7 protein-coding genes are annotated in these 9,647 nt (G+C 68.4%); 1 reads left to right on the top strand and 6 read right to left on the bottom strand.

The window, feature by feature from the left end:
* Nucleotides 1-49: 49 nt before the first annotated feature.
* The 6 genes from pgl to tkt form a co-directional block, all read right to left on the bottom strand.
* On the bottom strand, nt 50-802 hold the full coding sequence (gene pgl, locus AB0M65_RS38175; protein ID WP_364039554.1) for a 6-phosphogluconolactonase: 753 nt from the start codon (nt 800-802) through the stop codon (nt 50-52).
* Complete coding sequence (opcA, locus tag AB0M65_RS38170; RefSeq protein ID WP_364039551.1) at nt 799-1,806, bottom strand: glucose-6-phosphate dehydrogenase assembly protein OpcA; 1,008 nt, start codon at nt 1,804-1,806, stop codon at nt 799-801. The genes pgl and opcA overlap by 4 nt, the downstream gene beginning before the upstream one ends.
* The gene (gene zwf / locus AB0M65_RS38165) at nt 1,803-3,332 is read right to left on the bottom strand and encodes a glucose-6-phosphate dehydrogenase (RefSeq protein ID WP_364039548.1); all 1,530 of its coding nucleotides are present in this window, start codon (nt 3,330-3,332) and stop codon (nt 1,803-1,805) included. Before zwf ends, opcA begins: the two co-directional genes overlap by 4 nt.
* Nucleotides 3,329-5,020: a glucose-6-phosphate isomerase gene (locus tag AB0M65_RS38160; protein WP_364039545.1), complete on the bottom strand. Its 1,692-nt coding sequence runs from the start codon at nt 5,018-5,020 to the stop codon at nt 3,329-3,331. Before AB0M65_RS38160 ends, zwf begins: the two co-directional genes overlap by 4 nt.
* Before the next feature lie 8 nt (nt 5,021-5,028).
* The gene (gene tal / locus AB0M65_RS38155; RefSeq protein ID WP_364039542.1) at nt 5,029-6,141 is read right to left on the bottom strand and encodes a transaldolase; all 1,113 of its coding nucleotides are present in this window, start codon (nt 6,139-6,141) and stop codon (nt 5,029-5,031) included.
* 61 nt (nt 6,142-6,202) lie between these two features.
* Nucleotides 6,203-8,305 carry a transketolase gene (gene tkt, locus AB0M65_RS38150; protein ID WP_364039539.1) on the bottom strand — a complete coding sequence of 701 codons (2,103 nt, stop codon included), beginning with the start codon at nt 8,303-8,305 and terminating at the stop codon, nt 6,203-6,205.
* 301 nt (nt 8,306-8,606) lie between these two features.
* Between tkt and AB0M65_RS38145 the strand changes: the two genes are divergently transcribed.
* Nucleotides 8,607-9,587 carry a heme o synthase gene (locus AB0M65_RS38145; RefSeq protein WP_364039536.1) on the top strand — a complete coding sequence of 327 codons (981 nt, stop codon included), beginning with the start codon at nt 8,607-8,609 and terminating at the stop codon, nt 9,585-9,587.
* Nucleotides 9,588-9,647 lie beyond the last annotated feature (60 nt).

The following is a 9,647-nucleotide window of genomic DNA, read 5'->3' as shown; positions in this document are numbered from 1 at the left end:
CCTTGCGCTAGGCGCAAGGAAGGGGGCCTTCATGTACTTCAGGAGAAGGTCAGGTCGTAGGGGACTGGTAGACCTTCGTGAGCTTCGAGGCGGAACCCCGGTCCAGCAGCCACAGCGTGCGACGGCTGCCGCGTGCTCCCGCCACCGGGATCTGGACCTCGCCAGCGCCTGCCAGCGCCTGCGCGACGGCGTCCGCCTTGGCGTCGCCGCCGGTGACCAGCCAGACGTCCTGCGCGCGACGGATCGCGGGCAGGGTCAGGGAGATCCGGGTCGGCGGCGGCTTCGGGCAGTCGCGCACCGCGACGACCGAACGCTCCGTCTCGTACACCGCCGGGGACCCGGGGAAGATCGAGGCGGTGTGCCCCTCCCCGCCGAGGCCCAGCAGCATGACGTCGAACGCCGGCACGTCACCGAGCACCTCGGCGTAGGCCGCGGCGGCGGCATCTACGTCATCGCCGAATTCGCCGTCCGAGGGTGCCATGGCGTGCACCCGCTTCGGGTCGAGCGGGACGTGGTCGAGCAGGGCCTCGCGAGCCTGCTTCTCGTTGCGCTCGTCGGAGTCCGCCGGAACGAAACGCTCGTCGCCCCAGTAGACGTCGAGACGCGACCAGTCGATCGCGTCACGGGCACTGGACTCGCGCAGTTCCTTCAGGATCGCGATCCCGGTGCCACCGCCGGTGAGCACCACCGAAGCCGAACCCTCGGCAGCCTGGACGTCCACGAGCCGGGTGACCAGCCTGGCCGCCGTGGCGGCGGCCAGGAGGTCCGGGTTCTCGTAGACGACGACCTCGGTCTTGCTCATGAGTCGCTCTTCTTCGCGGCGACGGTGGCCTTTTGCTTGGCGGCCGCCGGAGCCGCCTTCTTGGCCGGGGCCGCTTTGGGTGCGGTGCCCGACGAGATCTTGGCGAGCCCGTTCAGCGAAGCCTCGTAGATCTCGTCCGCGTCGAGCCGCCGCAGCTCCTCGATCAGGCAGTCCTTGTTGTCCCGCCGCTGCAGTGAGATCCGCCGCGTCGGCTGGCCAGGCTGGGTCAGCGCGCCGACCCGCCCGTCCGGCCGGTGCAGTTCGATCGGGCCGGAGCGCCGCTCCAGCGTCACCGAGATGATGCCCGAGGCACCGGTGCTCTTGACCCGCTTCACCGGCACCTTCAGGTACTCGGCCAGCCAGCCCGCGAGCAGTTCGGTCGACGGCGAGTCGGCCTCACCGGTCACGGTCGCACCGGTGACCTTCTCGTACGGCGGAAGGTCCAAAGCGGACACCAGCTGGGCACGCCAGTGGGTCAGCCGGGTCCACGCCAGGTCGGTGTCACCCTCCACATAGGACTTCGCCCGAGTGGTGAGTGCCCGCACCGGCGCCTTTTCCGCGGCGGAGTCGGTGATCCGGCGCTGGGCCAGTTCACCGAGCGGGTCCTTGGCCGGAGCCTTCGGACCGGGGCCCGGCCACCAGGTGACGATCGGCGCGTCCGGCAGCAGCAACGGCACGACCGCGCTCTGCCCTTGCGTGGCCAGTGGCCCGTAGAGCCGCAGGACGATGACCTCGCTCGCGCCGGCGTCGCCGCCGACCCGGATCTGGCCGTCGATCCGCGGTGCCGCGCTCCGCGCGCCCTTGGCCACCACGATCACCCGCGACGGATGCTCCCGGCTGGCCTCGTTGGCGGCTTCGATCGCCTCTTCGAGTTTGTCGTCGTCGTCGGCCACTATGACGAGCGTCAGCACTCGCCCGAGCGCCACCTGCCCGCCTTGTTCGCGGATCTCGACGAGCTTCTTGTTCAGCTGCGACGTCGTGGTCGACGGCAGGTCGATGATCACGGACGCCTCCAATTACGGCCGGTACGCTCCAGCATCGCGTTCGCCGACGGCGGTCCCCACGAACCGGGTGGATACTGCTCGGGCGTGCCCTTCTTGGCCCAGTGGTCGATGATGGGGTCGAGGATCTCCCAGGACAGTTCGACCTCTTCGTTGACCGGGAACAGTGACGGCTCGCCGAGAAGCACGTCCAGGATGAGCCGCTCGTAGGCCTCCGGGGACGACTCGGTGAACGCGTGCCCGTAGCCGAAGTCCATCGTGACGTCGCGGACCTCCATCGTGGTCCCCGGCACCTTCGACCCGAACCGCAGGGTGATGCCCTCGTCGGGCTGCACCCGGATGACCAGCGCGTTCTGCCCCAGTTCCTCGGTCGAGGTCGAGTCGAACGGCAGATGCGGTGCCCGCTTGAACACGACGGCGATCTCGGTGACCCGGCGGCCGAGGCGCTTGCCCGTGCGCAGGTAGAACGGCACACCCGCCCAGCGGCGGTTCTGCACCTCCAGGGTCACCGCGGCGTAGGTCTCGGTCGTCGAGTCCTTCGCGAAGCCCCCTTCCTGCAACAGGCCCGGCACCTTCATGCCGCCCTGCCAGCCACCCGCGTACTGGCCGCGTGCGGTCGTCTCGTCGAACGGGCCCAGTGGCTTCGTCGCCGAGAGCACCTTGACCTTCTCCGCCCGCAGAGCGCGCGGCGCGAACGAGACCGGCTCCTCCATCGCGGTCAGCGCGAGGAGTTGCAGCAGGTGGTTCTGGATGACGTCGCGTGCGGCGCCGATGCCGTCGTAGTACCCCGCGCGGCCACCGAGGCCGATGTCCTCGGCCATGGTGATCTGCACGTGGTCGACGTAGTTGGCGTTCCAGATCGGCTCGAACAGCTGGTTCGCGAACCGCAGCGCCAGCAGGTTCTGCACCGTCTCCTTGCCGAGGTAGTGGTCGATGCGGAACACCGACTCCTCGGGGAAGACGTCGTTCACGATCTCGTTGAGTTCCTTGGCGCTCTTGAGATCGCGGCCGAACGGCTTCTCGATGACGACGCGGCGCCAGGTCTCGTCGCTCGCGTCGGCGAGGCCGGAGCGGGCGAGCTGCTTGGTCACCACCGGGAACGCGCTCGGCGGGATCGACAGGTAGAACGCGGTGTTGCCACCGGTCCCGCGTTCGGCGTCGAGGTCCTTGACCGTCTGCGCGAGCCGGTCGAAGGCGTCATCGTCGTCGAAGGTGCCCTGGACGAAACGGATGCCTTCGGAGAGCCGGTTCCACACCGACTCCTTGAACGGCGTCCGCGCGTGCTCCTTGACCGAGTCGTGCACGAGCTCGCCGAAGTCCTGGTGCTCCCAGTCCCGGCGGGCGAACCCGACCAGCGAAAACCCGGCGGGCAGCAGCCCGCGGTGGGCGAGGTCGTAGATCGCCGGCATCAGCTTCTTGCGGGCGAGGTCACCGGTCACCCCGAAGATCACCAGGCTGGACGGCCCGGCGATCCGGGGAAGCCGCTTGTCGCGCGGATCGCGCAGCGGGTTCTGCCAGGCTCGCGTCATTCGCCCACCTCCTGTACCGCTCGGACCAGTTCCGCCAGGCCGGCGGCCCGGTCGGTGAGGTGCAGGCGCAGTACCGGACGGCCGTGCTCCGCGAGCACCTGGCCGTCGCCGAGTGCCTGCGCGTGCTGCAGCACGCCGAGCGTGTACGGCCGGTCCGGCACGTCGAGATCCTGCTCGACCGCGCCGGTGAGCTGCAGGAAGATACCGTTCTGGTGGCCGCCCTTGTGGTACTGCCCGGTGGAGTGCAGGAACCGGGGGCCCCACCCGAAGGTGGTCTGCCGTCCGGTCCGCTTGGCGATCTCGCCACGCAGGATCGACGTCGACGCGTCGTCGAGACGGTCGAGGTACGCCTGCACCGCGATGTAGCCGGTTTCCGGTGCGGAGTCGAAGAAAGCCCGCAGAATGTCCGCGAGCTTCCCGTCCGTGGCCACTCCTCCATCCATGCCCCCACCGCCGCCCTCAACGGAGGCGCTGCGCGCCGCAGCGATCGATTCCAGGCCGAACACCTGGACCGCGCCGTCCACAGTGGACGGCTCTTCACCGCCCTTGAGCGCGTCCGGGTTGTCGAGCAAGGAACGCGCGGCCTTCTTGGCCGCCTCGACGTCGGGCTGGTCGAACGGGTTGATCCCGAGCAGCCGTCCGGCGAACGCGGTGGCGAACTCCCACAGCAGGAACTGCGCGCCGAGCGAGCCGGTCACCGAGATCTTCGCGGTGCCCTGGGCCGGTCCGACCGCCACCGGGGTGGCGTCGGCCTTCGCGTCGGCGAACCCGGGGGAGTCCGGTCCCTCGACGGCCACCGGCAGAAGACCGGTGCCCTGTTTGCCGGTGGACTCGGCGATCAGCTGCTCCGCCCAGTCGGCGAAGCCCTTGAGAACGGAGCCGCCCTCTTTTGAAGGTACTGTGGCGATGACGACCTTTTCGGCGCCCTCTTCATGCGCCGCCGCCCACGCCGCGGCGAGCTTGACCGCGGGGTTGTCCACGGCGTCCTCGGCGAGGACGCCCGCGACCGAAGCGGCCTGGTCGAGCAGCCGGGCGATGTCCGCGCCCGCGAGCCCGGCCGGGACGAGCCCGAACGCGGTCAGCGCCGAATAGCGGCCACCGACCTCCGGGTCGGCGAGGAAGACCTTGCGGTAACCCTCCTTTTCGGACAGATCCGCGAACGGGGAGCCGGGGTCGGTGACGACCACGATCCGCCGCGCCGCGTCGATGCCCGCGTCGGCGAAGGCCTTCGCGAAGATCCGCCGGTGGCTGTCGGTCTCGACGGTGCCGCCGGACTTCGACGACACCACCAGCACCGTCCGCTCCAGGTCACCGGCGAGAGCGTCGGCGACCTGACCCGGGTCGGTGGTGTCGAGGACGGTCAGCGCGACGCCGTCGGTCGCGGTGATCACCTCGGGTGCCAGCGACGATCCACCCATACCCGCGAGGACGACGCGATCGACGCCCTCCGAGCGGAGTTCGGTCCGCAGTGCCTCGATCTCGCCGATCAACGGCCGCGAGGACTTGTGCAGCGTCGTCCACGAGAGACGGATCGACGCTTCGGACTCGGCTTCGGGACCCCACAGTGTGGCGTCCTTGGACGCCAATTTCGATGCGACCTGGTCGGCGACAAGCCGCTCCGCGAACGGAGCGGCTTGGCCGGCCAGGGCGGCGTCGACGATTTCGACGCCGGTCGTTTCCCCTGCCATGGTCCAGTTCAGTCCTTTGCCTTTTCCAGCTGCCCGGTGACGGTCTCGAGAAGCTCCACCCAGGATTTCTCGAACTTCTCGACGCCCTCGTTCTCCAGCGTCAGGAAGACGTCGTCGATGTCGATGCCGACCACACGCAGCTTGTCGAAGACGATCTGCGCGTCGGGGCCCTTGCCGGTCACCGTGTCGCCGGTGATGTCGGCGTGGTCCGCGGCCGCGTCGAGGGTCTTCTCCGGCATCGTGTTGACCGTGTCCTTGACGACGAGCTGGTCCACGTAGCGGGTGTCGGAGTACTGCGGGTCCTTCACGCCGGTGGAGGCCCACAGCGGACGCTGTGCGTTCGCGCCTGCCTCGGCGAGCGCCTTCCAGCGGTCCGAGGAGAACAGCTCCTCGAACGCCGCGTAGGCGAGCCGCGCGTTGGCGAGGGCGGCTTCACCCCGCAGCGCGATGGCGGCCTCGGTGCCGATGGCTTCGAGCCGCTTGTCGATCTCGGTGTCCACCCGGGACACGAAGAACGACGCGACCGAGTGGATGCCCTTGAGGTCGTGGCCATTGGCCTTCGCCTGCTCCAGGCCGGCGAAGTAAGCCTCGATGACCGCCCGGTACCGCTCCACCGAGAAGATCAGCGTCACGTTCACGCTGATGCCCTCGGCCAGCGTCTTGGTGATCGCCGGGAGACCTTCTTCGGTGGCCGGGATCTTGATCAGCACGTTCGGCCGGTCCACGGTCTTCCACAGGTCCTGCGCCTCGGCCGCGGTCTTGTCGGAGTCCTTGGCCAGCCGCGGGTCCACTTCGATGGACACCCGGCCGTCGACCCCGTTCGTGGCGGTGTAGACGTCGCGGAACAGGTCCGCGGCGTTGCGCACGTCGGTGGTGGTCAGCTCGCGGATGGTGGCCTCGACGTCGGCGCCGCGTGCCGCCAGTTCGCGAGTCTGCTCGTCGTACGCCTCGCCCTTGGACATCGCGTTGGCGAAGATCGTCGGGTTGGTGGTGACGCCCACGACGTGCTTGTCGCGGATCAGGTCGGCGAGGTTGCGGGTGTTCAGGCGCTCACGGGACAGGTCGTCCAGCCAGATCGAGACACCGGCCTCGGACAGCCGCGCGAGCTTGTCGTTGCTCATTTGAGTCCTTTCAGCGGCGCGAAGCGCCTCAGTCGGAGGGTGGGTGATGAGGTGGCACCCTTCAGTTCTTGGTGTTGGAGATCGAGCGACGGGCGGCCTCGACGACTGCCTCCGTGGTGAAACCGAACTCACGGAACAGCGTGCCGGCGTCGGCCGACGCACCGAAGTGCTCGATCGAAACGTTTTCCCCGGCGTCACCGGTGAAGCGGTGCCACGAAAGGGCGATACCGGCTTCGACGGAGACGCGTGCCTTGACCGACGGCGGGAGCACGGAGTCCTTGTAGGACTGCTCCTGCGCGTCGAACCACTCGACACACGGCATCGAGACGACGCTCGCCGTGATGCCGTCGGCCTCGAGGGTTTTGCGGGCCTCCACGGCCAGCTGGACCTCGGAACCGGTCGCGATCAACACCACCTGGGGTTTGGCGTCGGACGCCTCGGCGAGGACGTAACCGCCCCGCTTGACGCCTTCGGCACTGGTGCCCTCCAGTACCGGCACGTTCTGCCGGGTGAGCGCGAGACCCGACGGGTGGTGGACGTCCTCCAGGACGGCCTTCCACGCGTACGCGGTCTCGTTGGCGTCCGCCGGGCGGACGACGTTGAGGCCGGGGATCGCACGCAGTGAGGAAAGCTGCTCGATCGGCTGGTGGGTCGGGCCGTCCTCGCCGAGCCCGATCGAGTCGTGCGTCCACACGTAGGTGACCGGCGCCTTCATCAGCGCGGCCAGCCGCACGGGCGGGCGCATGTAGTCGGAGAAGATCAGGAAGGTCGCGCCGTAGGGACGGGTACCGCCGTGCAGCGCGATGCCGTTGAGGATCGAGCCCATCGCGTGCTCACGGATGCCGAAGTGCAGCGTCCGGCCGTACGGGCTGGTCTTCCACATTTCGGTGGAAGCCTTCTCCGGGCCGAACGAGTCGGCCCCCTTCATGGTGGTGTTGTTGCTCTCCGCGAGGTCCGCGGAGCCGCCCCACAGTTCGGGAAGCGGGTCGGCGAGGGCGTTCAGCACCTCACCGGAGGCCTTGCGGGTCGCGATGCCCTTGGCGTCCGGCTCCCACTTCGGCAGGTTGTCGGCGAAGCCTTCGGGCAGTGTGCGGGTCGACATCCGGTCCGCGAGCTTCTTGCGCTCGGGGTTGGCGGCGCCCCACGCCTCGAACTTCTCCTGCCACGCGGCGCGCGCGGTCTTGCCGCGGTCGACGGCGTGGCGGGTGTGCGCGATGACCTCGTCGTCGACCTGGAAGTTCTGCTCCGGATCGAAACCGAGGATCTCCTTGACCGCGGCGACCTCTTCGGCACCCAGTGCGGCGCCATGGGCCTTGCCGGTGCCCATCTTCTTCGGCGCCGGGTACCCGATGACGGTCTTCAGCGCGATGAACGACGGGCGTCCGGTCTCCGCCTTCGCGGCCTTGATGGCCTCTTCGATCCCGGTGACGTCTTCGCCGCCCTCGACGACCTGGGTGTGCCACCCGTAGGCCTCGTAGCGCTTCACGACGTCCTCGGACAGCGCGATCTTGGTGTCGTCCTCGATCGAGATCTCGTTGTCGTCCCAGAAGACGATCAGGTTGCCGAGTTCCTGGCGGCCGGCGATCGATGAGGCTTCGGCGGTGACGCCTTCTTCCATGTCACCGTCGGAGGCGATCACGAAAATGTGGTGGTCGAAGATGCTCTCGCCGAGCGGGGCGTCCGGGTCCAGCAGGCCGCGCTCGCGGCGGGCGGCCATCGCCATGCCGACGCCGTTGGCCAGCCCCTGGCCGAGCGGGCCGGTGGTGGTCTCGACGCCCTTGGTGTGGCGGTACTCCGGGTGACCGGGGGTCTTCGAGTCCCACTTGCGGAGCTGCTTCAGGTCATCGAGCTCCAGGCCGAAACCGGCGAGGTACAGCTGGATGTAGAGGGTGAGGCTCGAGTGTCCAGCGGACAGGATGAAGCGGTCACGGGCCGGCCACTCGGGGTCCGCCGGGTCATGACGCAGGGTCCGCTGGAAGAGCGTGTAGGCGAGCGGCGCCAGGCTCATCGCGGTGCCGGGGTGACCGCTGCCGCAGTTCTCGACCGCGTCCGCGGCGAGCACCCGGACGGTGTCGACGGCCCGCGTGTCGAGGTCGGTCCAGTCGGCGGGCACGTTGCGCTCCAGGAGTGGGTTCTTCTCGCTGGTAGAGGCGGTTTCGGACACTGAACTCGAACTCCCCGTCATCAGGTGGTGGCTTTGCTTCACTCGTGGGTAACCCACGTGTGCCGCTACTAATCTCAATCGATCCGGAAGGGACGATATTCCTGCTCCGGGCCGTTCGCAGAGGCACGCCGCGACCTACCGCGGCCAGCCTAATGGTTCGGCCGGTGGAGGACCCGCGATCACCCTCTGGAAACAGCACGTCTAACATCGAGGAAGGGTTCAGATCGCGAGGATCCGGGGCCCGCCACATCACCCGGAAGCCTGGTGGAGCCCCGGCCCGAAAACTGACGCAGGGAGTGAAATGTCGTTGGTGAACGCTGCGCACGGACGCAGTGACAGCACCAGCGCCGTACATCCGACCGGTGAACGACCGCACGGTGGCCGGCGAACAATCCGCCAGGTCGTCGGCGCGTACGCCGCCCTCGCGAAGCCCAGGGTGATCGAGCTGCTCCTCGTCACCACGATTCCCGCGATGTTCCTGGCAGGCAGGGAAATCCCGTCGCCGTGGCTGGTTCTCGCGACGCTCGTGGGCGGCACCATGGCAGCCGGCAGCGCCAATGCCTTGAACTGCGTCATCGACGCGGATATCGACAAGGTGATGAACCGCACCAAGCGCCGTCCGCTGGTGAAGGAATCGGTGCCCCGGCAAGGCGCGCTGATCTTCGGGCTCGCGCTCGGTGTCCTGTCGGTCATCGTGCTCTATTTCACGGTGAACCTGCTTTCGGCGATCCTCGCGATCGCGACGATCCTTTTCTACATTTTCGTGTACACGTTGCTGCTGAAGCGGCGTACGTCACAGAACGTGGTCTGGGGCGGCGCGGCGGGCTGCATGCCGGTCGTCATCGGCTGGGCCGCCGTCACCGGCACCGTCGAGTGGCCCGCGTTCGTGATGTTCGGCGTCATCTTCTTCTGGACCCCGCCGCATACCTGGGCGCTGGGCATGAAGTACCGCGACGACTACGAGCGCGCCGGCGTGCCGATGCTGCCGGTGGTCGCCACCCCGCAGCATGTGGCGCGGCAGATCGTCATCTACTCGTGGGTGATGGTCGCCTGGACGCTGCTGCTGGTCCCGGTGACGAGCTGGATCTACACCACGTTCGCGTTACTGGCGGGCGGCTGGTTCCTCTTCTACGCGCACAGCCTGAACGCGGCCGTGCGGCGCGGCGAAGAGACCAAGCCGATGTCGTTGTTCCACCGGTCGAACACGTACCTGATGATCTTGTTCGTCGCGCTGGCCGCCGACGCGGCCATCGGCCTCCCGGTGATCGGCCTGCCCTTCTAGCTTTCAGCGCGTGAAGGCCCCCTTCCCTCGGCTCAGCCGAGGGAAGGGGGCCTTCACGCG

This window comes from Amycolatopsis sp. NPDC051071 (assembly GCF_040682875.1).
In the GTDB taxonomy this organism is placed as follows: domain Bacteria; phylum Actinomycetota; class Actinomycetes; order Mycobacteriales; family Pseudonocardiaceae; genus Amycolatopsis.
This window is presented reverse-complemented; position numbering and strand designations above follow the sequence as displayed.

What these genes read in the sequence shown, in the direction of transcription:
- AB0M65_RS38145 (WP_364039536.1), top strand. Translation starts at nt 8,607, where the DNA reads ATGTCGTTGGTGAACGCTGCGCACGGACGCAGTGACAGCACCAGCGCC.
- AB0M65_RS38160 (WP_364039545.1), bottom strand. Translation starts at nt 5,020, where the DNA reads ATGGCAGGGGAAACGACCGGCGTCGAAATCGTCGACGCCGCCCTGGCC.
- pgl (WP_364039554.1), bottom strand. Translation starts at nt 802, where the DNA reads ATGAGCAAGACCGAGGTCGTCGTCTACGAGAACCCGGACCTCCTGGCC.
- zwf (WP_364039548.1), bottom strand. Translation starts at nt 3,332, where the DNA reads ATGACGCGAGCCTGGCAGAACCCGCTGCGCGATCCGCGCGACAAGCGG.
- tal (WP_364039542.1), bottom strand. Translation starts at nt 6,141, where the DNA reads ATGAGCAACGACAAGCTCGCGCGGCTGTCCGAGGCCGGTGTCTCGATC.